Origin of the sequence: Amycolatopsis sp. M39 (assembly GCF_001651785.1) — a bacterium.
GTDB lineage: Bacteria > Actinomycetota > Actinomycetes > Mycobacteriales > Pseudonocardiaceae > Amycolatopsis > Amycolatopsis rubida.
The window spans coordinates 92,699-117,735 of sequence record NZ_LWSF01000024.1 but is presented as its reverse complement, the minus strand read 5'-3'; the positions used below and the strand labels follow the sequence as shown (position 1 = coordinate 117,735).

Sequence of the window (25,037 nt, the reverse complement as noted above, 5' to 3'; positions counted from 1 at the left end):
TGCTCGCCGAACTCGGCATCCTGTCGAAGGGGCACATGATCGAGGTGGCCCGCCAGGACCTGGTCGGCCAGTACATCGGGTCCACCGCGATCAAGACCACCGAGGTCGTGGAAAAGGCCGTCGGCGGGGTGCTGTTCATCGACGAGGCGTACACGCTGAGCGCGCCGACCGGCGGCTCCGGTCCGGACTTCGGGCAGGAAGCGATCGACGCGCTGATGAAGATCATGGAGGACCAGCGCGATTCGCTGGTGGTGATCGTCGCGGGCTATTCCGAGCAGATGGAACAGTTCCTGCAGTCGAACCCCGGCCTCGCCTCGCGGTTCACCCGCACCATCGAATTCCCGAACTACAGCGTCGACGAACTGGTCACCATCACGACCGGCCTGACCCGCAAGCACTACTACGAGATGACCGACGACGCGCTCGCCGCGCTGCGCGAGTATTTCGAACGGGTGCCGAAGACCTCGACGTTCGGCAACGGCCGGGTCGCGCGCAAGCTGTTCGAGGCGATGGTGAACAACCAGGCGTCGCGGCTGGCGCTTTATCCGCCGTCCAAAGACATCGAACTGAACCGCCTCACCGCCGATGACCTTCAGGCCGAGCTCGCGCAACTGCCGTCCGCCGCGAAGTCAACGGTCTCGGTCGCCGCCGATCCCGCCGCCGCTGTCAAGACCAGTGCGGGCTGGAAGCGTCTCAGCGGCCTGGCCGGCCAGAAATCGGTGCGAGAGAACGCCGAACGGCTGCTGCTCAAACTCGGCAGGCTCGCCCACGAACGCCAGCCGCTCGGCCACCAGGCCAATCTGGTGATCAGCGGCAAACGCGGCACCGGACGGTCGGAGTACGCGAAACTGTACGCGCAAATCCTCTCCGAATTCGGCATGGCCCCGATGGGACAGCTGGTGCGCCGCAACCTCGCCGAAGAGCTTTCCCCGCAATGGCCGGGCCAAGCCGAACACCTGGTCCGGGCCGCGGTGGAGGACGCTTCCGGCGGCACCCTGGTCGTCGACCTGGACGGCGACTGGGACACCTCGCCGCACACCCCCGGCATCGAAGCCCTGGAAGCACTGTCGGAAATGATCGCCCGCCGTCCCGCCGATCCGGTCGTGGTGTTCACCGGCGAAAGCGACCGCGTCGGCGAACTGCTCGCCCAACTGCCCACCCTGCGCGACGCCTTCCCCTACGGCTGGCAGCTCGGCGAGTACACAGTGGACGAACTCGCCGAGATCGCCGTACGCCTGCTGGTGCGGCGTGGTCACGAGGTTCCCGACGACGTCCGCGACGCCCTCGCCCATGAACTGTCCGCCGCGTCCGACCACACCGCGTACGCCGCGCACGAACTCGCCCGCACGCTCTCGGCCGCCGCCGCGTCCCGCACGCTCGCCGCCGCCGATCTGCGCGGCATCCGCCCGCCCGACACCGGCGCCATGGCCCTCGGGCCCGGACTGGCCTCGGTCGGCTGACCCTCGGGAGGAGATTGATGAGCACGCACTACGAAAAGATGCTTGAGGACGCGATGGCGGCTTACCAGCACCAACGCGACCATTTCGACCAAGCCCGCCAGGACGTCGAAACCGCCACCAGCACCGCCACTTCGGCTCGCCGCGAGGTCACGGCGACCGTAGGCCGTACCGGCGACCTGACCGAACTTTCCTTCCCCACCAGCGCGTACAAACGCATGGCCCCTGCCGAGCTGGCCTCGGTGATCGTGCAGACCGTGGCCGCCGCCCGGCAGAAATCCGTCGCCGCGGCCGCGGAAATGATGGCCCCCATGCTGCCGCCGGGCATCTCAGCGGAGGATTTGATGAGCGGAAAAGTGGACGTCAACGCCCTGTTCTCGGCGCGGGTGCCGGGATTCGACGAAGGGAACCTGCCGTGACCGACCAGTTTTTCGTCGACGCCGACGGTCTGGACGGCGGCCGCGACGGCTTCGACGGCAAGAGCGCCGAACTGCGCACGCTGGCCCAGCGGGTGCAGAGCCTGGCGAACCCCGGCCGGATCCAGGACGCGGCCGGGAACGACAAGAACGGCAACGAATTCTCGAAAACGCACATCCAGTCGGCGGCCGAGATCTACAACGGCATCAACGCCTGGGCACTGGCGGTGGAAGCGACGCGCGACGCGATCGGCGACATGGCGACGTCGTTCCGCGAGGCCGACCAGGGTGCTTACGACGGGTCGAACGCCCTGTTCAAGAACTTCACCGACCTGAACCACAAGGTCCGCAAGGCCGACCCCGGCGGCGGTTCGGACAACCCTCCGACCGAGTACCAGCGCGGCGTGCGGATCCAGGGCAAGCTGCTGCGCACCGAACCGGAAGCCGAAGACGGCGGCGGCTGGACCCCGGCCAAGAGCCTCCGGGCGCAGGTCCCGGATCGCGGCAAGGAACCCGTGACCGGCGACGCACCGCGCTTGAAGCGCCTCTCGGCCGAGCGCCCGGCCCAGCACAAGGTCGAGACCCCGCTGCAACCGACCGAATCGACGGTCTTCGTCCGCTCGGAGAAACCGGTGCACGCGGTCGAGGACCGGATGGAGACCCCCGAAGGCGAGGTCACCCTGCCGGAGCGGACCCCGGCCCGCCTGGAGCCGACGGAGTCCTGGGTGCCCGCGGTGAAGGGAGAACCCGCACCACGCGGCTGGGAACCGGCGAAGTCGATCCCCGCCCAGCCCGCGATCACCCCGGAAGACCCCGTTTCCTGACTGCTGTGCGCTAAGGAGGTGCCCCCGCGATGAGTCTCATGGTGGACCCCAGCCTGAACTGGGTGTTCTACATCATCGCGGGTGACGCCTGGCCGCAGGGCGACGAGGACAAAGCACGCGAACTGGCCGCCGAATGGGATCAGGTCGCACAGGAAATCTCCGCCGCCGGAACCGGTTTCAGCCAGCTGGCGGACCAGGTGATCTCCAACGTGGGCGGCGAGGTAGCGACCAACTTCGCCGACTACGCCAACAAACTCAGCACCATGGGCGCGGGTTTCTCCTACCGGGCCCAGCAGCAGGCCGCCGCGCTGCGCGAATACGCGCTGAATGTCGAGAACGCCAAATACGGCATTCTCATTTCCATCGCGGTCACCGCCGCGGACCTGATCTGGGCGATGACGAACCCGTTCACCGCCCCGTTGATCCCGGGAATCTGGGCGGCCGGGCGAACCGCGGTGATGCAGATCGAACGCTCGCTGATGTCGCGCCTGATGAGCCTGCTGTCGAGGGTCGCGCGCGAGGCCGCGCAGGAAGCCGCGGAAGAGGCGGCCGAGGAGATGCTGGCCGAGTTCATCCAGATCGCGCAGGGAAACCGGGACGGCTTCGACTGGAAACAGATCGGCCAGAACGCGGCCTTGGGCGCGATCGGCGGGGCATTCGCCGCGGGCGCGCACAGCGGCCTCGGCAAGTGGGGCCACAACGTCTTCGGCGCGGCCGGGGTGGAAGCGGCCACCGAGGTGGTCGTCGGCCTGTCCGGGGCCGGCCTGTTCGGCGGAGACCTCGACAGCCTGGGCTGGGGAGCCCTCAACGGCGGCCTCAGCGGCGCCGCCACCCACGGCGCCCACCACGCCGGGCAGAGCCTGCACGACAAACTCACCGGCGGCGGCAATGACGGCGGTGGTCAGGGGAAGGGCCCGAACGACCCCGGCGGGGAGAACGGTCCCGGGAACATCAAGGTGAACCCGATCAACGGCCCCACGGCGCCCGGCGGGTCCGGCGGCTCTGGCGGGTCCGGCGGGTCCGGCGGCTCCGGCGGCTCCGGCGGGTCCGGCGGCTCCGGCGGCTCCGGCGGCTCCGGCGGCTCTGGCGGCGTTGGTCCTGGCGGCGTTGGTCCTGGCGGCTCCGGCGATTCCCACCGCGCAGGTGGCTCCGGCGGAGTCGGCCCCGGCAGCTCCGGCAATTCCCACCGCGCAGGTGGCTCCGGCGAAGTCGGCCCCGGCAGCTCCGGCAACAACGCTCCGCACAACGACGGCCAGAACACCTCCTCCGCGCACGGCAACAACTCCACCGGCAATTCGACTTCCGGCGACCCCCGCTCGACGGGCGGCTCGAACTCCCCCGGCAGCACCTCACACTCCGGCACCGGACCGAACTCGGCCGGCAACCCCAATTCCGCAACCGGCTCGCACTCGGCGAACGGCAGCACGCCGAGCGGAGGCCCGAACTCCGCTGCCAACTCAAGTTCGGCGAACGGTTCCCACTCCGCGAACAACTCGCCCTCACCCGACGACGCCACTTCACCGGGCGGCCCCCGCTCCACGGGCAACTCGGACACGGCGAACAACCCCAACTCCCCAGGCAGCAACTCCACTTCACCGAGCGGCCCCGCCACCGCGGGCAACCCGGGCACGCCGAACAACCCCAACTCCACAAGCAACTCGACTACACCGAGCGGCCCCGGCTCAGCAGGCAACTCAGGCTCCGCGAACAACTCGAACGCGCCCACCGGCAACACCCCCGCGAACGGTCCGGCCGGCAATTCCGCGCCAGGCCCCCACTCGCCCGGCAGCAACCCCGCCGGAGGCACCGACTCGTCCGGCAGCGCGAACACTCCCGCCACCGGCTCGAATCCGCCCGGTGCCAACCCCGCCCCCGTAAACCCCGGCGGGCCCGCCACCACCGGCCCGAACCCCGCTCCCGGCACGAACGGCGACCAGAGCACCGGCCCCGGCACGACCGCCGGAAACCAGAGCACAAACCCCAGCCCGAGCCCGAATCCGGGCACGAACGCCAACCCCAGCCCCAACCCGTCCCCCGGCACAAACCCCAGCCCCAACCCGTCTCCCGGCACGAACCCCAACCCCAGCCCGTCCCCCGGCACAAACCCCAGCCCCAACCCGTCTCCCGGCACGAACCCCAACCCGTCCCCCGGCACGAACCCCAACCCGGACTCCGCCAACCACGGCACGAACGGCTCCGACCACCACACCGCCCCGCCCCCGTCGACGCCGGACTCGGTGCGGACCGGCAACCCGGCTCCGCCACCGTCCGCACCTGGCCACGCCGGGTCCCCAGAGGCAACTCCGTCAACGTCCACGCCGAACCCCAGCACGAACGGCACCCCCGCTCCGCCGTCGTCCGCGCCCCACACCACCGGGCCCCAAGACGCCACCCCACCAGCTTCCGCGCCTAACTCCGGCACGACGGGACACCCGCCCGCCGGCTCCACCAGCACGAACGGTCACCCCGCAGCGGGCAACCACCCCGTCTCACCGCCCGCGACCAGCGGCAACCACTCGCCCGCCGCGCCGCACGACGCCGGCCTACCCGGCTTCAGCGGTCACCCGAACGCGGCTCCGCATTCCGCGGGCGAGCCCAACGGCTCCCCGAACCCGACGACTCACCCCGGCCAGGAGACTGCCCCGAGCCCGTCCGGCCACGCCAACCCGGGTCCCGCGGCCAACGCTTCTCCGGGCTCGTCGCCCAGCCCGAACGGCACGGCCTCGCCACATCACCCCGCCGGGGCGAACCCGTCCCCCGACGCCGTCCGCACCCCGAACACCAGCCAGGGTTCGAGCGCCAGCACCAGCCCGAACTCCCCCGACCCGGCCGCCAGCCCGCAGCCCAAGCCGGTACCACCGCCGACTTCGAGCAGCGTCAAGGGCATCGACTCGACCCCCGGCCCCGCCCCCAAGACGACCGTCGACGGCTCGAACCCGCACGCCTCCCCCGCCCCGGATCCGAGCCCCGTACGGACCTCGGTCGCCAATCCCGGCCCGACGAGCGCCGATCCGGTCCCGAGCGCCCGTCCGAACCCCGTCGCCAACCTCACCTCGAACCCGGCTGCTTCTCCGGGCCCGGCCACCACGCCGAACCCCAACACCCATCCCAGCCCGAACCCGCCGACCACACCAGACCCAGCCGCCAAGCCGACCTCGAACACCCACCCCAGCCCAAACCCACCGACCACACCAGACTCAGCCGCGAAACCGACCTCGAACACCCACCCCAGCCCGGCCGCGGACCCTCACCCCACCTCGAACCCGGCCGCCGAGCCCGCCTCGACGCCGGCTCCCTCCGCCCAGCGCGGGCCAGCCGCCACCTCGGTCGTCACCCCGGGCACCGCCTCCTCGCCGACGCCGAATCCCGACCGGAACCCCGACAGTTCGACGAATCCGGCGACCAACGCGAAGCCCGCGGCCGAGCCGGCCCCGCGCGACCCCGCTCCCCAGCCAAAGGCCAGCCCAGCGCCGTCCCCGGCGAGGCCGATCAGCACCAAGCCCACCCCTGCGCCGAGCGAAAACACCGCTTCGCGCCAAGACACCCCGGGGAAACCAGCCCCAGCGACACCCCGCCAGGACACGCCGGCCGGGCCGGCCAAGAAGGCGACCACCGCGGCGAATCCGCCGCGCCGGGACCTCGACACCCCACCCTCGCCGCCCACGAAGCCGGCCCCCAACCTCCACACCCCGGTCGCCGCACCCAAAAAACCGGCCCCCAACCTCCACACCCCGGTCGCCGCGCCGAAAAAGCCGGCCCCCGCCACCAGCACCGGCCCTGGGCCGAATGTCGGCAAGCAGCCCCCGGTCACCGGCGGCAAGGCCGATTTCGCTCAGCACCTCAGGAACTTCAAGTTCACCGTCGTGCACGAAACCGGCATCATCGGCGACCTCGGCGCCCGCAACAGCCAGGAAGGCGTCGGCGTAGTGGCCACCGTCGCCGCCACTCCGGACGACAATCTCCAGGACCTCGCGGAAAAGTACTCCGCCGGGTTCACCGGGAATTCTTCGGACGGACGGTTCGGCCTGGTCATCGGACTCAACGGGACACCGGGCTCAGAACAAGCCATCAACCAGAAAATCCAGCAGTTCCAGAATACCTGGGACAACCGTTTCCCGGTGGCGATCGTCGGATTCACCTGGAAACACCCGAGCAACCCGGTCATCGACCAGAAAACCATCCCCTACGGCGGCATCCGCGAAACGATCGTCCGGAACCCGGTCACCGAGAAGCTCGCCCAGCAGATCCGCGAGGCGGGCGGCGACAACGAGGTCTACCTGCACACCGGCGACGCCGACATCCATTCCCTCGCCACCCGCGACGGGCCGCTGTTCGACGCGGTCAACACCGCCGTCCAGCAGAACCCCGAAGGCCCGCCAGAGGTGATCAGCGGCGGTTACCACGTCCGGCCCGAGGACGGGGACCTCGCCAACCGTGCCGCGCAGCTGGATCTCGACGTCCGGCAGGCGCTGGCCGGAGTCGACTCCCGGTCGGTTTATTTTCCGGAGCCGAACACTTTCGTCCGGATGCCGGGAAACAAGCTGGAGAACGACGCGACCTTCGGCACCAAAAACCCCAACACCGGCAATTTCGACTACGGGGCCAAAGAAGGCCAGGGCCTGGTGGATTCAGTCCTGTCCCAGCGCAACCCGAGCTGGCAATACAGCGACCATCCGAGCGCGATNGAGCGCGATCGCGAAATTCTCGTCCGATCTCGCCGTCCAGACCGACGGATCGCGGATCGCGGGCAAGGTCGGCACCGATCCGAATGGCATCACCGCGCTGACCCAAAGCCACGCCAACGAAACCACCTGGTCCGACCAGATCGGCCACTATCTCGGCAATCACACGACTCTCGATCCCAATCTGGCGAAGATCGCCGCGAAAGCCGCGTTCCACGAGATCACTCCGAGCGGGCCGACGCCGAACCGGCCGGAGGTGTTTTCCGAGGTTGTCGCGAATCTGCCCAAGAACGAGCGCACGTCGCTGGTCAAGGGCATGAAGGAGAACGTCGACGACGGCAAGAAGCTCGCCGAGCTGACCCTCGCCACCCGGCAGGCGCTGGTCGACAACCTCAGCGGCAACCGTCCGGCGACCACGCAGACTCCCGCTGCCGCGCCGAAGAACAACGGGCAGGCAACGGCGGCGCCGAAACCGAACCCGAAAACCCTGCCGGGGCCGAAGGACTGGAACGGCCGTCGCGACACCGCACCGGTCACCCGGTTTTCCGCGGAGCGGTTCGACCCGGTCAAGAAGATCGCCGGGCAGTTCACCGGCAACCGCGCGGGGCTCAAGGGCGGGCAGCTCGCCGGAGCGATGGCGCACATCCGGTTCGACGTGCGCCGGTTCGAGATCGCGCCGGGCCAGTGGGTGCGCGAGCACACCATCCCGATCGACCTGACCTCGCATTCCGGCTCGGTGTCGCCTGCGCAGCGGGAGCAGTTCATCCAGGAAATGCGGGCCCACCTCGACGACTGGGTCAACCAGTCCTCCCGGCTGCCCGGCGGCGACCAGCTGCACGTCCGCCTGGACGTCCGCGTCGCCGACGACATCCACCCGGAGGACACCGGCTGGCAGGCCGATCCCGGCCGCCGGATCCCGGTGAACCTGCACGATTCCACTGTGGACTCCGGCACCCCGGACACGAACCAGCTCAACTGGGACGTGCACGACTCGCCCTTCGGCGTCACCCACGAGCTGATGCACTTCCTCGGCCTCGGCGACGGCTACAAGAACGACGAAATGCTGTTCAACCGCCAGGACCAGCCGGGCGTGATGGGCCCGGACGCCTGGCACGATTCGCGGCTCAACCAGGGCAACCTGGCCCAGCTCGAGCAGGTGTCGAACACCGCGAACATCCGTGACCACCACCTCGGCGACTCCCCCGCGACGAACCCGCCACCGCGGCAGGACGACCTCCGTTCGCAGCCCGATCCGGACGGCAAGCCGAACCTGCACACGCCCATCAAGGCCCCGCCGGACCCGCACCCGTCGAGCGAACCCGCCCCGGGAACGCACGACCAGCAGACCGGTGTCCAGTTCGACTCCGAGCGCGGCGTCCAGGCGGTCCGGGAAAGCAATCCGAAAGCCAGCGAGACCGTCGCGAACCGCGTGAAACCCCGCGCGTTCACCCCGGACGAAAAGGCCGCCGTCGCCGACGCGCTCAAGCACTACGCCCCGATCATCGGCGACCAGCGGCAGAATTCCTCCCGCGCCGGGATCGAGCAGGAAGTCCAGCACGTCGGCGCGGCGAACTTCGGCATCGAGAACGGGCAGCTTTCCCCTGGCATGGCGGGCGAGTACATCGGCTCGCACCGGACGGTCAACGTCTACGCGATGGCCGGCTTCGACCGGGACTTCGGCGGCGGGCGCCGCGAGGTCGAGGGCATGCTCACCCACGAACTGTCCCACGGCCTGCTCAAATACGCCCTCGGCGACTACACCAAGCACGTCGGCGTCTGGAACGAGGACAACACGCCGAAGCGGGCGCCCGGCGCCGAACCGCCGACGGACCCGAAGTTCCGCAGCGATTTCGAGGACTTCGCCGGGTCGATCCGGACTCATCTGGCCGCGCCGGGCAAACTGGCCGCCGACGCGCCGCGGCGCTCGGAGTTCGTCAAACAGCTCGAACAGTCCCATCCCGAGGTGTTCGCGAAACGCGGCGAAACCGACCTGATCCGCGTGCGCGCCGCCCGGATCGCCAAGGAACTCCGCGAGGAGAACCTCTCGGCGTTCAACGAGCACACCGGATACTGGACCGCCGACGGCTTCCCGTCCTTCGACGGCGAACGCCCGATCACCCGCTACGGCGCGACGAACCCGAACGAGGACATGGCCGAAGCGGCCAAGTTCTATTTCCTCGACCCGGACCGGTTGCGGGCCGAAGCCCCCCAGCGCGCCGCGTTCTTCGACCAGCTGGTCGCGGACTGGACGCCGCGTCAGGACGAAGCCGTGCTCGTCGCCGACGAGCACACCGAAGAGGAGCCCGACACCCGTCCCCTCGCCGACCGGCTGCCCGAGTTCGCCCGCGACGGCACAGCGCTCGGCTCCGTGGTCCCGGTCGACGTCCGCGGCGCCGAGGAGGTCGGCACGAGCATCGAAAACCTGATCCACCGCCTCAACCCGAAACCGCGGAACCCGCCGCACATCCACGGCATCGAAGCGATTACCGATTCCCTGTCCGGCCCTGAGTTCGAGTCCTTCATGGGCGAGGGCCGCAAGCAGATGGTGCGGGCGGGCGAGAAGTGGTACGAGGTGCACGTCACCGCGGAGCCGGACTTCGGCTCCGTCAACGCCGGCCAGATCACGAAACTCCCGCAGCCGACCATCGGCGACGTCAAGAACGAGGTCAAGACCACCCACGCGAGCCCGAACACCGACACCACCGCGAAGGTCGTCGGCTCCTCGTACTTCGCGATGTTCCCGGCCGGTCCGTACGCCTCCGTCGGCGGCACCGCGCAGCTCGCCAGCCCGTCCGCGGAGCACACCGGCACCACGACCGGAACCGAGCAACGGGTGATCCGCACCGCGGGCGATATGCAGCGGGCCGACGCTCCGGTCACCTATCGGATCACGGTGCGCAACGAAACCGGCGGACTGGTCGGATCCACAGTGGAGGGCCAAGTCGGAGTGGTCCTCTCCACGGACTTGGCCAATCTGAAGCAGGAACAGCCTGCCGGGCCCGCGGAGCCGAAGCCGGACTGGGCCAGGAAGATCGAATTCCTTTCGCCGGAAGCGGTCGACTTCGACGAGAACGCGCTCTTCGATCAGGTGAGCAAAAACCTGCATCCGTCGGTGACGAAATTCGGCGCCCCGGGCCGTACCTCGCTGCGGGAATTCCTCAGCCGCGGCGGGGTGCGCAGTATGCTCGGCACCGCGATGCAGGGCAGTCCGGTGGTGTCGAACGACCTGCTCAGTCCGCACGGTGCCCACCGCGACGCCGTGCAGTTGGCGGCGCGGCCGACGAACGTCGAATACCTCGGCACCATCCCGGGCGACAGCGAACTGCGGTTCAACGATTCCTCGGTAAACGGCGGAAGCACCACCGTCTCGTCGAAATACGGCGGGGAGGTCAATGCGATCTTCGGCGGCGGTTCCTATGTGCCCGGGGCGGTCGGCGGCGTCGGCGGGGTCAGCGGCAGCTATTCCCGGAAGGTCAACCAGCAGTCCACAAGCGGCACCAGCTTCACCACCAAGTCCACAGTGAACGCGAAGGGCGACATCGGCCTGTACAAGGTCACCGTCGACCTCGACGTCACCACTTCCGCCGGGGAAAAGACCACCGTCCAGGCCACTTCGTACACGCGGATGGGCTTGCCCGAGGCGAAAGCACAGGGACTTCCGGTACCGAAGAACACCGCGGCGAAGTTCAAAGACGTCGGTGCGCGCTACGAACCGCCCTATCTCGCGGCGGCCATGGCGGCGGGCACCGCGCGGCCCGGGTCGTTCGAACCGGCGACGCGTGTCCAGCCGCAGATCGAAAACGCGCTGCGGAACCTGCCGGGGGCGGACAAGTTCCTGCCCCGCTGGGACAAGTTCCAAGGCGACGACCAAGGCTCCGGCCGGGACGTCTCCGAGCGGTTCGCGAACCTGCGGAAAATCACGTCCACGTTCTCCCTCGCCTCGCTCCGGGGCAAAATGGACAGTCTGTTCACGCAAGGCGTTTCAGCCCAGTTGAAGCGGCGCGGGCTGTTCACCGACGAGTACATCAACGTCACCGTGAAGGCGAAGCCCGGGCCTGGCCGTCACCTCGGTCAGGCGGACGGCCGTGCGGTCAAGAACAGCAACGAAACGAGCCCCTCGCTGACCAGCGCGACCACCACCGAACGAGGCTGGACGGTCGGCCTCGAAGGCCGCGTGATCATTCCGGGCGCCACGACGGTGGCGAGCCTCGGCGTCAGCCCGACCGTCAGCCCGCTGCAGTACTCGGACAACCGGACGTGGAAGAACTCCGGCGGCCCGACGGTGACCACCACGACCGGCAAGGGCGGCAGCCCGGATTCGCAGGTCTTCGAGCACGACATCGAGTTCGAGGTCGAGATCACCAGTTACACGCGCCACCGGCCGTGGGTGCGGCGGCTGACGCCCGGATCGCCCTTCCGGGTCACGCCGAAGGTGGCCACAGTGGCCAAAACCGGCGATCCCGGCCTGCCGAAGATCGACGGCAAGGTCGATTTGTGGATCAACGACGGGGCCGCGCTCACGAAGGACCCGGCTGCATTCAAGCCGGGCAAACCGGGCGTGGTCTCGATGACGCCGAACGAAACCCCGAGCATCGACGACTTGCTGACCCAGCAGCAGAACCACACGACGCCGAAATTCCTGCACGTGGAGGCGTTTGCGAACACCGAGGCGCTGCGGGACGAGGCGCTGCGCCAGCTCCAGCGCGCGGCCGGCGGCGACGCGGTCCTCGGCCTGCCGGGCAGCGAAGCGCGGGCCCGCGTGGACCGGATGTTCTCCCCGGAAAACTTCCGCGGCCTCACGCCGAAGCTGCTCAAACAGGGCGGTACCGCGAACGGATTCCGCTACGACCGCCGCGTCGCGGACCGAGTCGGCGGTCTCGGCATGGGCATTTCGCTGAGCAATCCGAAGCTCGTCGCGGTCTCGGAAACCGGCGGCGGCGACCGGACGTATTCCGGCGGTTCGAAGGCCGGCTACGAAGGCACGCACAAGCAATCCGTCGAAGCCAACGTGCAACTCGGCCTCACCGTCCGGCCGCCTGGCAGCGACACCCACGGCCAGGGCCAGTTCTTCGGTACCGCGAAGTGGAGCCCGTGGCAGCGCAGCTCCGGTTCGTCCCACGAGATCACCGCGAGCATCGACCACACCAACCGGTCCTCTTCGGACAGTCGCACGGTGCTGGTGCAGTACGACACGAACGTCCGGCTGATCGCGGAAAGCCGCCAGGAAGGCTTGGTCAACGGGTCGATTTCGCGAGCAGGCGCGGACGTCCAGCTGCCGGGTTCGGTCTTCGTGGCGATGGCCGAGGACGAGGCACGCGCGGAAGGATTGCTGCCGCCGGTCGAGCCGCGCACCCCGGCGCCGGGCAAGCTTTCCGCTCCGCCGCTGGTGGGCGGCAAGTCCAGCTCGCTCGGCTCGGCGGTGCTGGAAGACGCTCCCAACCTGACGAAGCTGGTGCAGGACGCCCGGCAGCAGCTCGGCGGACTCGGCGACAGACTGCTGCCGAAATCAGTGCTGAACGATTCGATGAACAACCTCCAGCGCACCCTCGACACGGCTTCTCCGGAAGCAGTTACGTCCCTTGTGGACGGTGCACTGGACGGCGGCGTGTCCTTGCTGGCGCACGACGCGGGCGTGCTCTGGACCGACAACTACCAGCTGCTGCTCAAAGCGAAGATCCTCGACACCCAGTTCCTCGACGTGAAGCACGACGGCAGCGAGGTCGACCACGTCGTCAACTCGACCCGGACAGGCAAAAAGAATTCCGGCCACGGCTCGTCCTACGGCGGCCAGGTCCGCGGTGCCGGCCGCGGTCTGTTCGAGGACAGCCAGCCCAAGGTCAGCGGCTACGACGGCGCGTACCTGGGCGCTTCCGGGACCCGCGCGAAGACCGACCAGACCGTCGAGAACACGACCACGACCACGGCGTTGACCTCGTCCTCCAGCGGACCGTCGGCGCGGTATCGGCACCAGTTCCAGTTCGAGCTGGTCGTCGCCCGGGACGGGCGCACCTACCCGGTCGCTTCGCAGGAGGCGACCGTGACCTCGCGGTCGTCCGCGGACGACCACCGGATCTCCGGCGACGAGCAGTACCACACCAAACTGCACGGCTCGCGGACGACCGAACTCAGCGCCGCGGAGTCCGCTCCGGACCGGCTCGACGCGTGGCAGCGGGAAGGTTTCGGCCCGCTGCCGAAATCTTCGACCGTCGAAGGGATCCGCGGCGCCGCGGACGTGCGGGCCGCCGCTGTCCGCGCGTTGCGGCTGGCCGGCGCGGGCAACGGGCTCACCGGGCCAGGGACCGGCGCGCACAACACGCTCTCGTCCTCGATCACCAACGAGACGCTGCAAGCGCATCTCCCGAACATGGTCGGCACACCGTTCGCGACCCCGGATCTGCATTCCACCGCGGTGACCGGCAGCAGCCACGCCTCGGTGAAGGTGTACACCCGCGTCGTGAAACCGGAGCTGACCGGGCTGAGCGATTCGGTCAAACTGGAGCGTTCGGACCAATCCGGGTCCACGTTCACCGGCGAGGCCAAGGAAACGGTCACCGGCGAGCAGCAGGGCAACATCGGCACCGGCGGCATCACCGATCCGGGCCAGAACACGCATTCGTGGGGCGGGCTCGACGCCCGCAACCCGATCGGCCGGACCGATCCGACGTCCAGCACCGCCGGAGCGCAGCGGTCCGTCGTCGGCAAGGACAAGGGCCGGACCGGGCTGGTCGGATTCGACGTCGAGTACCGGATCGTCGCGACGGTCGACGGCAAGACCGCGGCGGTCGAGGTGCGGGTGCCGCAGTCCTCGCGGACGCGGATGAGCGAAACGGACCTCGAAACCTCGCTCGGCCAGCCCTTGCCGGAGACGCTCGCTTCGGCGCAGGACACAGTGAAGAAGGCCGCCGAGGACTGGCGCACGGCCGAAGAAGAACTCGAAAAGGCACAGCGTGACTTCGATGATGCGTGGCTGTCCGAGAACGACAACGTCCGCACCACGACCGACGGCGCACGCGGGCTGAACCTCCCGGTCGACGGCAATCCCGTGCAGCAAATGCGGCAAGCGGTGCAGACGGCGCAGAACGAAGCTCGCGACGTGGGCCAAGCGCTGCGCGCGGGCAATGACGAGATCGCCCGGCTCAACGAACTCGACGAGCAGTTGCTTTCGCTGGCTCTCGGCGAGGAGCCGGGTTCCGTCGCGCAAAGCGATCTGGTCGCGCGGGCCTGGGACGCGCAACGGCAGGTCGAGCAGATCCGGAACGAGCAGGCCCGCCTGGTCCAGCAGCGGCAGGCCGCGCAGGATCGCGCCGCGGAAATCCTGGCCGTGCTGGACGAGTACCGCAACAACCACACCGATCACTCCGCGCGGCAGGACGACGCCGCCAACCGGATCCAGGAAGCCCGCGAGAAGGCCGACGAGGCGCTGCGGAAATGGTGGCAGGCCAAGTCCGAAGCGGACAGCCAGATCCACGCGCACACTTGGCCGCGTCCGCCGGAGAACGCCTCGGAACAACATCGCGAAGGCACTGTCGAAGCGAACGACACCGTGTCCGGCTGGGACACTGACACCGACCGGCCCTACAGCTTCGACCCGCACGAGATCCAGGTCCGCCAGATCACCGACGGCTCCGGCCGGGTTCGGGCCGTCTCGTTCCTCCCGGCGAACGAGCACACCGAAAGCGTCGAACGGGACTGGGTCGACAACAACTCCGGCACGGTCAGCACCCTGCCGGAAGGCGCGACCCCGGAACAGTTCGACCCGCTGCTGAAGCAGGCCAACGCCACCGGGGCCACGCCGGAGCTGTCCGGCCGCCGATTCGGCGAATGGGCCGGCCACACCGCGGCACCGTGGGACGACGACTCCCTTTTCGTCTTCGCCCACGGACGCGAACAGTCGGTCAAGGTGACTCTGCTCGGCGGCAAGACTGTGCGGGTCGACGGGAACACGTTCGCCCGGATCGTGGCCAGGGCCGCTCCGCTGGCCCAGTCCCAGTCGGTCACGCTGATCGCGTGCGGCACCGGCCAGACCGACGGACCAGGCGGCCTCGCCCACGACTTCCAGCGAGCGCTCGGCGAACTCGGCGGACCGTCCACAGTGCACGCACCGACGAAACCCGCGTTGTTCGGCCGGGATTCGGCGACGCTCGGCAAGGCCATCGGGGCGAGGGGCGGGTTCACCGCGGTCACCGACGGCGGCCATTTCCGCACCTTCGGCGATCCGTCAGTCCAGTCCACGACAGACACCGCGCCGCCCGTCGAGGAAACCCGCTACTCCTCGCCCGCGGAGCTCGTGGCAGACCTGCGGCGGACCGCAGTCGACGGCCCGCCGCCGTCGCCGTTGCTGGGACCGGATCTGTTCGGCCTGTACCGTGCCCCGGAACCGCCGGAATTCCTGCGCGGGCACGACTTCCGCACCCTCACCGCCGGACAGGGCATCAGCTTCCTGGACCTGCTGGACCTCACCAAGGGCTACCAGCTGAGCAGCGAACACCTCGATCCCGCGAACCTGGACGACAACCGGGACTGGACGCTGGAGAAGCAACGACCGGACGAGAAACTGTCCGCGTGGGCGCCCGGCGACGTCGAGCCCCTCGCCAAGACGACGTCAACGCCCTTGCTGATGCACTCGATCTGGCTGGGCGGACCGCTCAAGGACACCGGCACCATGCACACCTTCCGCCGCAACTTCGGCGACGCGGCGGACCGGCTCGGCGACGGCATCGTCCCCGTACTGTGGACGGACGTGCCGCGCTGGCAAACCGAACTGGCGCTGACCACCACGGCCCCGCAGGAGGGTCCGGATCCGCTGCGCGACGTCCGCGATCTGCTGCGGTGGGCCGGCGAGCACCGCGTCCAGCTGGTCAATGTGGACGAAGTGTTCACCAGCGAACATCCAATGCGGACACAGGAGTTCTACCTGTCCGAATCGGCCAAGCAGACCGGCCCGGGATTCGCGGCGGCGAGCGACATTCTCCGGCTGGAGCTGATGCACCGGTTCGGCGGCCTCTACACCGACGGCGACAATGTCGTGCACGGCCTCGACGACGTGGTCCGCGCCGCCCAGTCGGACGCCGGATACGCAGTGCACCGGGTCGGCGGGAACATCGCGAACTCGGCGTTCACCATGGCGAAAGGACACCCGTTCGCCGCGTCCTATTTGGACCAGCTGCGGGACAACTACGGGCAGACGCAGGCGAATCTGATGCCGCGCGAGGTGGACTCGCTCGGCCAGGGCTTCTTCGCCACGCCGATGGGCCGGGTGCACCGGCAGTCGGTGATGTACCGTTCCGGCCCGGTCGCGCTGACCGAAACGGCCCGGCGGATCGGCCTGAACTCCGCGCTCGAACTGCCGGGCATGACGGAGATCCGGATGAACAGCGACCACAGCTGGCTCCTGCCGCCGCAGGGCGATCCGGCTCCGCTGACGGACCGGTTCGAGACGCTGGAGCTGACCCAGCGCGTGATCCAAACGCTGGTGCGCGGCCTGCACAACCGCGACGGCGACCTGCATCTGACCGCCGTCGAGCCCGCGGTGCGCCGGCACGCCGACCCGGATCTGGTGTGGCAGGCGGCGTTGTCCTACATCGCGGCCGATCCGAAGCTGTCGTCTCTGGTCCGCACCGTGACCGACCGCAGCAGTTACACCGGCGAGGTGCACGACGTCCCGCTGCCGCCCGCTGCCCGCGCGCTGCTGACCATCGACGACAGCCGCGTGCATTACCACCTCGGCGAGGTCCAGCGCGCCGCCACCATGCAGGCCGACGACGCCGTCCTGGTGGCGGATACCCCGCTGGACACCCTGATCTCCCGGCTGCGTTCGACGGACGGCCCGGTCCCGCCGATCGAGGTCACCGGAACCGGGCCGGACGGCCGGGCGCACGCCACCGCCGCGGCGCGCGAACTGGCCGGGAACCTCGCCGGAGCCTTGGGCGCCGACGTGCTGGACCGCGTCCCCGTGAAGATCCGGGTGTCCGAAGGGGACGGTCGGGTCAGGATCGCTTTCGGCCCGGGTGTCGAGATGCCGGCCGGCACGCCCGCGCCAAGGGTTTTCCGCGGCCTGGACGACGGCCCCGCACCCGCGACACCTCGGCCCTGGACACAGCACGGCCGTACCGTGGGGGTGCACTACTCACCGTCCGATGTGTCCGTCCCTCATGGATCGTCCTTCCTGACCACCGACGCGACAGCTGTCCGAAACTTCACCAGGCAACTGCGCACCGACGGCACAGACCGTCCAGCCGACGCGGTCGCCGTCCGGCTGTCGGCGGCCGGACACCCGACTGCGAAATACTTGCTCGGCAGCAGCACCGAAACGGACCTGATGGTCGAAGAACTGGTGCGAACCGCCACGCACCGCTGGTGGTTCCGCCCGGCCCCGCCTGCCGGGCCGATCGCGCTGAGCGACCGGGACGGCACCGCCAAACTGCTCGGCTGGGTCCTCGCGGAACTCGGCCGCGGCGAGTCGGCCGCTTCTCTCGCCGAGGACGTCGCGCGGCACGAACGACCGGACCTGATCTGGACCGCCGCCGGCGAACTCGCCGCGCTCCGTAACGAGTTGACCGAGCAGCACGCCTTCCTCCAGCTGCACGGCGTGACCGACACCTTGCTGGGCAAACCGGACGCCGCCGCAGTGCTCTCCGACCTTGCCGAAGCGACCCGGGACGGCGCTGACGTCACCCGGATCGCCGAGACAGTCGAGGTCCTGCAGCGGCACGGCGCCCTGGACGCCGTCCTGAGCGCACCCGGCGGCCGGGCTTTGCTGCTCGAAGAGATCACCCGGCTCGCCGACCACCCGAACCCCGACGGTTACGCCCGTGGCCTGGCCGCCGCCATCCAGAAGCTGGCCAAGAAGAACCTGTCCGCGGACGCCTTCCGCACTGCACTGCGGAATGCCCTCGACGGGCCTCGAACGCGACCGGCCCTGCACCGGCTGAGCGTCGCCGGGCTGGGCTGGCTGGACCGGTGGCACACCGCCGCGGCCATCCGCCGCTACCAGGCGGAGGAACGCGCCGCGTCCGCCCGCCAGGCCGCTGAACTGGCCGCACTGGCGGAAGGGAGTCCAAGCCATGAGTGAGTTCCGCCCGGTAGATTCACCGGAGGCGAAGGAGGTGCCAGCGATGGCCGAGGACCAGTGGATGCTGCTGGTCGACCCGGCGTGGCGCCCGGCGTCGACGACCGACGGCGCCGAAGTCCCGAGCCCGCCGCCCCAGGCAGTAGTCGGCGGCTGGCTCGCGCGCGAGGACGGGTCCCTCAGCCGCTTCGAGCCCAATCCGTCCTACGAACCGGCCGCGGAAGACTCCCCGACCGACCCGCTGGACGCCGTGCTCCGCCTGTCCGCCCGCGGCGAGGCAGACTTCGACCAGCTGGCCGCGGTCTTTCGCGAATCAGCCTTCGCGGTGGCCGTGGACACCGACGAATCCCCGCTCGTCGCGCCGTCACCGGACAACATCCCGTGCCTGCTCGTCACGACGGCCCCGGCGCACCGCCGCCGAGTGCGTGCTGCCGGGTGGCGTCCGGCCGCGCCCGTCGACCTGCTCCGCCTGCTGAACGACTACGACGGCGTCGACCTGCTCCTCAATCCTGGCGCGCCGGGGTGCCTCCGGCTGCTGGCCGACAGCGTCCGGGAGATCACGACCTGACCGGTGCCGTTTTTGTCGGTGCCCCGCGCCATGATGTCCCCCGGCAGCAGCCGAAGGGGAGGAACGGCGATGCGAGTGCTGATGAGCGGCGAAGCACCGGTGAGTTACGCGCAGATCCACGTCCAGAGCTGGCCGGGCATGCCGAAGGAATCCGAGTATTTCGGCGGGCAGCGAAACGGGCTGTGCGGTGCTGCCGTGCCCGGTTGCCTGTCCCTGGTCACCGGCTTGAACAGCGGGCGGGTCGGCTTCCGGGCGGAATTGCACGACGAGGCGCCGCCCCTGGACGAGACCTGGGAGGACATAGTCGAGGTTTCGTTCCGCCCCACCGGTGCGGTCTCCCTGGTCGCCTGGGGCGGTTACGGCTCGTGGCCGCTGGATCTGGACGCGATCGGCTACCGGGTCCGCTACAGCGGGAGCCGGATGGACGAGGCCCATCGGCTGGGCATTCCGGAGGGCGAGGAGTTCGAGCCTGACCGCTATCTGCTGCAGTTCTGGCCGGGTCCGCCGGAACCGGACCGGGTGGTCAAGCAGACCAGCGCGACCGCTGCCTACTGGCACGCGGCGGCCAGGGAACGGCCGGCTCCGCCGTCCCCGGAGGAGAAAGCCGAGGCAGAACGCCTCGCGCGGCGGCAACGAGAACAGGCCGCCGCGCAAGCGCGCTTGCGGGCCGAGGCGCGCGAGTGGGGCGGACGCTTGCCCAGCGAACGGCTGCGGCAGTTGCGGGGCCACGCGCTGAGCGTGGCGAAGCTGGACCGGCCGCTGGCCGACGCGCTCGCCGAGGCGGATCCGGCGACCCAGCGCCAGATCGCCCGCTGGGTGGTCCGGCGCGCGTTCGCCGAGGCCCAGCTGACCGAGGTCGAGTGGATAGCCCCCGCGCTGGCCGCGATGGACCGGGGCGAAGCTTTGCCCGCGCCGTTCGACGACGACCGGCGGGCGTGGGACCTCCTGCTCACTGACGAACGGGTTCCGCACACGCTGGCTACCTCGCCGGACGGACAGCACGACAACTGCCTGCAGCAAGCGATGGCGTTCCCGGCGGTGTTCTCCGCTCGCGAACCGGACCCGCTGAGCGCGGCGTTCAGAGCGCTCTGGTCAGCCGCGGTCGCGTTCGGCTACGGACGGCACGGAGTGCTGTTCGCCGAGGTCCGGCAAGCGTTTCCGGCGCTCGCCGAAGGAGGCGGGTGAGTCGTGACGACAGCTGAGCTCTGCGCACGTTCTCCACCGCGCCGGTCGGCAGGCGGGCTCCGGATGACGGTCGCCACAGCGGAAACCTCTGAGGCGCAGCTGTTTTGGGTGGGCCGCGGCCGTCCGGGGATCACGGTGAGCCGCAGCGGTCCGGTGGCCACGGTGGGCCGCAGCCATCCGGTGATCACGGTGAGCCGCAGCCATCCGGTGGCCACCGTGAGCCGCAGCCATCCGGTGGCCACCGTGAGCCGCGGCCATCCGGTGGCCACGGTGAGCCGCGGCCATCCGGTGATCACGGTGAGCCGCAGCCATCCGGTGGCCACCGTGAGNCGCAGCCATCCGGTGATCACGGTGAGCCGCAGCCATCCGGTGGCCACCGTGAGCCGCAGCGGTCCGGTGGCCACAGTGGGCCGCAGCCATCCGGTGATCACGGTGAGCCGCAGCCATCCGGTGGCCACGGTGAGCCGCGGCCATCCGGTGGCCACGGTGAGCCGCAGCCATCCGGTGGCCACGGTGAGCCGCCACCATCCGGTGATCACAGTGGACCACCACCCTCCGGTGGCCACAATGAGCCGCAGCCATCCGGTGATCACAACGGCACCGACCGCACCGGCGAGGCACCCGGCTGGCTGTCCATCGAAAGCCAGTCATTGCGAGTCGCGTGCAAGGCGAGCTGAAACCGGTTCGCCGCACCAGTGCGGGCCATCAGGTTCTCCAGATACCGGAACATCGTCCGCCTGCTCACGCCGAGCACCCGGGCGACCTGGTCGTCGGTGAGGCCCGCGGCGAGCAATGCGAGCAGACGTCGTTCGCTGGGCCGGATCTCGGGGCCGGAGGCGTCGTCGGCGAGGCCGAGCGGCAGCGCGACCTGCCAGCACATGTCGAACAGCCCGGCCAGCGCGTCGAACAGGCCGCACGAGCGGATGAGCAGCACGGTGCGGTCCGCGCCGGACAGCGCCGCGCAGTCGTCGACGATCAGGAGCTTCACCGGGACCTCGGGCAGCACCCGGGCCTCCTCCCCGCGTTTGCCGCAGGGCAGGATGTTTTCCTCGACGTACTCGGGGCGTTCCAGCGCGAGCCGCCCGTAAACGGCGCGGTAGCGGACGCCGCGCGCCAGGTTCTCCAGTTCGATCTCGTTGGCGTCCGCGTCGGCGTAGTACGGCGGCGAGTCCAGTCCGCGCACCTCCGTCCGCGCCGCTCGCTCCAATTGCCGCACCCGTTCGGCGGCAGTGGTTCCGCTGACCACCTCGATCATCGGGTCGGCGTCATGGCGGGCCGAGTGCCTGCGGTATTCCTCGTACAGGCGCGTCATCGCCGCGCGGGCTCCGGCCAGTTCGGCCTCGCGTTGCCTGCTCAGCACTTCCAGCACCGGTTCCGGGCGCAGCGCGGACATCGGCGAACCGGGTCCGTCGACGCGGCCGGCCAGTCCGATCCCGGCCAGCACGGTCAGCACGCGGCGCACCTCCGCGGGGTCGCGGCCGGTCTCGCGCGCCAGCCGATCAGGCGGAACCGGTCCCGACGAAAGTAGGTCGAGATAGATTTCTGCTTCGTCCGCTTTGAGCCCGAGCGTCAGGAGATGGCCGATTGCTTCGGGAACCATTCGGAGGCACCTCCACCGGGCTGGCCGACACCATTGCGCCACTGGCACCAGCGTGTCACCGCCAGGGCTGAACGAACTGTAGACAACTGGGCACCGAATGGCCCGACGCCGTTCGCAGGAAATTCCCTGGGAGGGATCGTGTCCCGTTCAGCCCGAAGAATCCTTGCCATGGCCGGTTTCGCGGCCTTGGCCTTGACCGCCCCGGCCCTGCCCGCCGCGGCCGCGCCCGCCGCGGCGCATCCGACCGCCCGCGTCTGCGCCGAGAAGGCGAAGCCCGGCATGGTCACGTGTTTCGCCGAACGCCAGACCGACACCATGCGCGCGCTGCTCTCCCCCGGCGCGCTGCCCAGCGGGTTCGGCCCCGCGGACCTGCGCTCCGCCTACAACCTCACCGCCGCCGGCAGCGCCTCGGCCACGGTGGCCATCGTCGACTCCAACGATGACCCGAACGCTGAATCGGACCTCGCGAGCTACCGCTCCGCCTACGGGCTCCCGGCCTGCACCACCGCGAACGGCTGTTTCAAGAAGGTGAACGAAAACGGGCAGACCAGTCCGCTTCCGTCCGCCGATTCCGGCTGGGCGGGCGAAATCTCGCTCGACGTCGACATGGTTTCGGCGATCTGCCCGAATTGCCATATCCTGCTCGTCGAAGCGAACCAGCCGAGCATGGCCGATCTCGGCACCGCGGTGAACACCGCCGTGTCGATGGGCGCGAAGTACGTCTCCAACAGCTACGGCGGCGGCGAGGACGGTTCCGAACCTTCCTCCGACTCAAGCTACTTCCATCACCCCGGCGTCGCGATCACCGCGAGCACCGGCGACAGCGGCTACGGCATCAGCTACCCGGCCTCGTCGCAGTACGTGACCGCGGTCGGCGGCACCTCGCTGTCCCGCAACAGCAGTGCACGCGGCTGGGGCGAAACCGCGTGGAGCGGCGCGGGCAGCGGCTGCTCGGGCTACGTGGCCAAGCCCGCGTTCCAGAACGTGACGACCGCCTGCGGCAAGCGCGCGGTCGCCGACGTGTCGGCCGTCGCGGACCCGCAGACCGGCGTCGCGGTGTACCAGACCTACGGCGGAAGCGGCTGGGCTGTGTACGGCGGCACCAGCGCGTCCGCCCCGATCATCGCGTCGGTCTACGCCCTCGCCGGCACTCCCGGCACGTCCGACACCCCCGCCGCCTACCCGTACTCGCACACCGGCAACCTCAACGACGTGACCTCCGGCAGCAACGGCAGCTGCTCGTCCTCGGTGCAGTGCAACGCCGGCCCGGGCTGGGACGGTCCGACCGGTCTCGGCACTCCCAACGGCACCGCGGCGTTCACCGCGGGCGCGCCGAGCGGCGGCGTCACGGCGAACAACCCGGGCAGCCAGAACGGCGTCGTCGGCACCGCGGCGAACCTGCGGCTCTCCGCGTCCGGCGGCAGCGGCGGCTACACCTGGACGGCCACCGGCCTGCCCGCCGGACTGTCGATCAGCTCCGGCGGCCTGATCTCCGGGACGCCGACCACCGCGGGCACGTACTCGGTGACCGCGACCGCCAAGGACTCCTCGGGCGCCACCGGCTCCGCCACGTTCAGCTGGACCATCGCCCCGACCGGCGGCGGCACCTGCTCCGGGCAGAAGCTGGGCAACCCCGGCTTCGAGAACGGCACCAGCCCGTGGACCGCGTCCAGCGGAGTGATCAGCACGTCGTCCAACGGCGAACCCCCGCACAGCGGCACCTACCTCGCCTACCTCGACGGCTACGGCAGCGCGCACACCGACACGGTCTCGCAGTCGGTGACCATCCCCTCCGGCTGCCACGCCACGCTGAGCTACTACCTGCACGTCGACACCGCCGAGACGACTGCTTCGACGGCGTACGACAAGCTGACCGTCAAGGCTGGGTCGACCACGCTCGCCACGTACTCGAACCTGAACCAGGCGAACGGATACCAGCTGCGCACCGTTGACATGTCGGCCTACGCCGGCCAGACGGTGACGCTCACCTTCACCGGCACCGAAGACTCAAGCCTGCAGACCTCCTTCTGCCTCGACGACACGGCGCTGACCGTGAGCTGAATTCGAACCTGAGGAGGGGCCGCCCCGTCCGCGGGCGGCCTTTCCTTGCTGTGCAAGGAACTTTCACCTCGCGCGTGTACGGAATGCCCAGCTCGCGCAAAGTCTTGGTGGGCAAGGACGCGGCGGCGACCGGCACGGACAGTTCGCGGGCGAGGCCGGTGCGTCCGCGGAGCAAGGACCGGAGCGCGCCCGCGCGGGTGCTTCCGAGCAGGGCGGCCGCGGGTCCGGCGGACCGGCCGGGCAGCGGCATCGGGGTGAGCACGGGGGAGATGAGCATGGCGGGGCGGTCGGCGAAGTTCCCGACCAGCGGGCATCCGGACCGCAGCAGCGTCGGCCGCAGGACCGGGCCGTGGCCGTGCCGGGCCCTTCCAGCGGAGCATCGGCCGGAGACTGGCGAACAGTGCTCCGATGCTTGGCGTGGAAGGATTTTCGCCCACCAAACAGCTACGGCGACGCAACCAGCACCAATGCTTGGCGAGGACGCTCCGGTAGCCGGCACGGAGGGCCTGGTCCAGCATCTGCCACGCGTCGCGGTCCTGTCCGGTCAGCCTTGTCGTCCAGGAGGTCAGCGGCCGGTCGATCGCGCGGACCCGCCGCAGTTCGGCGTGCTGGGCGGATCGGGGAACATCGGGCCCGTGCCGGAGGGCGAGACGAGCCGTAGCTCTCGACCGGTAGCTCTCGCGCGCCCTGGTGGCGGCACTGCGGCATCTGCATCGTGAGGGTCAGCTCGGCGAGCGGGGCCGGATGTTCGGCGATCGACACGTGCAGAAGATCCTCGGGTGTGCAGCGCAGCCGAAGCACGGAAACCCCTTGTTTGAGTTCCAGCTCACACCATCGCGATCTCGGCTCTCGGTGCGCGAACATTGACCTCTCGGCAGGGGCCGGAAAATCGCCTGGCGGCATTCGGGCTGCCGGAATACGCCGTTCGCGGCCTCCTGGACATTTCCGCCGGAAGAGGGGTTTCCGTGCGAGGGAAATCAGCGCGGCGTTGGGTCTCGCTCGCCGCCGTCGCGACGCAGGCGGACGCGTCGGCGGGCTTTGCCGCGCAGCCGCGTTCCTCGCGGTTCACTGCCCAGCAGAGCGCCGCGCTGCACCGCCCACGTCATCCGAACTCTGTTCCTACGGCGCGTTCTGCGGATGAACAACCAAACACACCGCTACACGACGTCGTTCTGA

13 protein-coding genes and 1 pseudogene are annotated in these 25,037 nt (G+C 69.7%); 8 read left to right on the top strand and 6 right to left on the bottom strand.

What is annotated here, in order from left to right; genetic code table 11:
- The 3 genes from A4R44_RS51125 to A4R44_RS35305 form a co-directional block, all read left to right on the top strand.
- Positions 1 to 1,460, top strand: a 1,460-nt coding sequence (locus A4R44_RS51125; RefSeq protein ID WP_232791916.1) for an AAA family ATPase, incomplete at its 5' end; no start/stop codon positions are given.
- Between the two features lie 17 nt (positions 1,461 to 1,477).
- The gene (locus tag A4R44_RS35310) at positions 1,478 to 1,876 is read left to right on the top strand and encodes a YbaB/EbfC family nucleoid-associated protein (RefSeq protein WP_067590595.1); all 399 of its coding nucleotides are present in this window, start codon (positions 1,478 to 1,480) and stop codon (positions 1,874 to 1,876) included.
- Positions 1,873 to 2,697, top strand: coding sequence for a hypothetical protein (locus tag A4R44_RS35305; RefSeq protein WP_093573594.1), 825 nt, complete (start codon positions 1,873 to 1,875; stop codon positions 2,695 to 2,697). Before A4R44_RS35310 ends, A4R44_RS35305 begins: the two co-directional genes overlap by 4 nt.
- Before the next feature lie 280 nt (positions 2,698 to 2,977).
- Here the strand turns inward: A4R44_RS35305 and A4R44_RS35300 are convergent, their stop codons facing one another.
- The 5 genes from A4R44_RS35300 to A4R44_RS48485 all read right to left on the bottom strand — a co-directional run bounded on the left by A4R44_RS35300 (position 2,978) and on the right by A4R44_RS48485 (position 7,100).
- Positions 2,978 to 3,430, bottom strand: coding sequence for a hypothetical protein (locus A4R44_RS35300; RefSeq protein ID WP_067590592.1), 453 nt, complete (start codon positions 3,428 to 3,430; stop codon positions 2,978 to 2,980).
- A 168-nt stretch (positions 3,431 to 3,598) separates the two neighbouring features.
- Entirely contained in the window at positions 3,599 to 5,089 is a 1,491-nt protein-coding gene (locus A4R44_RS52095) for a hypothetical protein (protein WP_157905076.1), read from the bottom strand.
- Between the two features lie 339 nt (positions 5,090 to 5,428).
- A complete protein-coding gene (locus tag A4R44_RS35290; protein ID WP_157905075.1) occupies positions 5,429 to 5,860 on the bottom strand; it encodes a hypothetical protein in 432 nt (143 codons plus the stop codon).
- A gap of 84 nt (positions 5,861 to 5,944) precedes the next feature.
- Positions 5,945 to 6,343, bottom strand: coding sequence for a hypothetical protein (locus A4R44_RS35285; RefSeq protein WP_157905074.1), 399 nt, complete (start codon positions 6,341 to 6,343; stop codon positions 5,945 to 5,947).
- 409 nt (positions 6,344 to 6,752) lie between these two features.
- Positions 6,753 to 7,100 carry a hypothetical protein gene (locus A4R44_RS48485; protein WP_157905073.1) on the bottom strand — a complete coding sequence of 116 codons (348 nt, stop codon included), beginning with the start codon at positions 7,098 to 7,100 and terminating at the stop codon, positions 6,753 to 6,755.
- 535 nt (positions 7,101 to 7,635) lie between these two features.
- Here A4R44_RS48485 and A4R44_RS35270 point away from each other — a divergent pair.
- The 4 genes and pseudogenes from A4R44_RS35270 to A4R44_RS52760 form a co-directional block, all read left to right on the top strand.
- Positions 7,636 to 18,450 carry a hypothetical protein gene (locus tag A4R44_RS35270; protein WP_067590577.1) on the top strand — a complete coding sequence of 3,605 codons (10,815 nt, stop codon included), beginning with the start codon at positions 7,636 to 7,638 and terminating at the stop codon, positions 18,448 to 18,450.
- Entirely contained in the window at positions 18,443 to 19,015 is a 573-nt protein-coding gene (locus A4R44_RS35265; RefSeq protein ID WP_067590574.1) for a type VII secretion system-associated protein, read from the top strand. Before A4R44_RS35270 ends, A4R44_RS35265 begins: the two co-directional genes overlap by 8 nt.
- Before the next feature lie 69 nt (positions 19,016 to 19,084).
- The gene (locus A4R44_RS35260; protein ID WP_067590572.1) at positions 19,085 to 20,200 is read left to right on the top strand and encodes a hypothetical protein; all 1,116 of its coding nucleotides are present in this window, start codon (positions 19,085 to 19,087) and stop codon (positions 20,198 to 20,200) included.
- Between the two features lie 63 nt (positions 20,201 to 20,263).
- Positions 20,264 to 20,602: pseudogene (locus A4R44_RS52760) on the top strand (DUF4573 domain-containing protein); the annotation flags it as partial.
- A 187-nt stretch (positions 20,603 to 20,789) separates the two neighbouring features.
- Here A4R44_RS52760 and A4R44_RS35250 read toward each other — a convergent pair.
- Positions 20,790 to 21,800: a helix-turn-helix domain-containing protein gene (locus A4R44_RS35250; RefSeq protein WP_067590563.1), complete on the bottom strand. Its 1,011-nt coding sequence runs from the start codon at positions 21,798 to 21,800 to the stop codon at positions 20,790 to 20,792.
- A 168-nt stretch (positions 21,801 to 21,968) separates the two neighbouring features.
- Between A4R44_RS35250 and A4R44_RS35245 the strand changes: the two genes are divergently transcribed.
- A complete protein-coding gene (locus A4R44_RS35245; RefSeq protein ID WP_067590560.1) occupies positions 21,969 to 23,861 on the top strand; it encodes a putative Ig domain-containing protein in 1,893 nt (630 codons plus the stop codon).
- Positions 23,862 to 25,037: the final 1,176 nt, after the last annotated feature.

What these genes read in the sequence shown, in the direction of transcription:
- A4R44_RS35310 (WP_067590595.1), top strand. Translation starts at nt 1,478, where the DNA reads ATGAGCACGCACTACGAAAAGATGCTTGAGGACGCGATGGCGGCTTAC.
- A4R44_RS35265 (WP_067590574.1), top strand. Translation starts at nt 18,443, where the DNA reads ATGAGTGAGTTCCGCCCGGTAGATTCACCGGAGGCGAAGGAGGTGCCA.
- A4R44_RS35260 (WP_067590572.1), top strand. Translation starts at nt 19,085, where the DNA reads ATGCGAGTGCTGATGAGCGGCGAAGCACCGGTGAGTTACGCGCAGATC.
- A4R44_RS35250 (WP_067590563.1), bottom strand. Translation starts at nt 21,800, where the DNA reads ATGGTTCCCGAAGCAATCGGCCATCTCCTGACGCTCGGGCTCAAAGCG.
- A4R44_RS35245 (WP_067590560.1), top strand. Translation starts at nt 21,969, where the DNA reads ATGGCCGGTTTCGCGGCCTTGGCCTTGACCGCCCCGGCCCTGCCCGCC.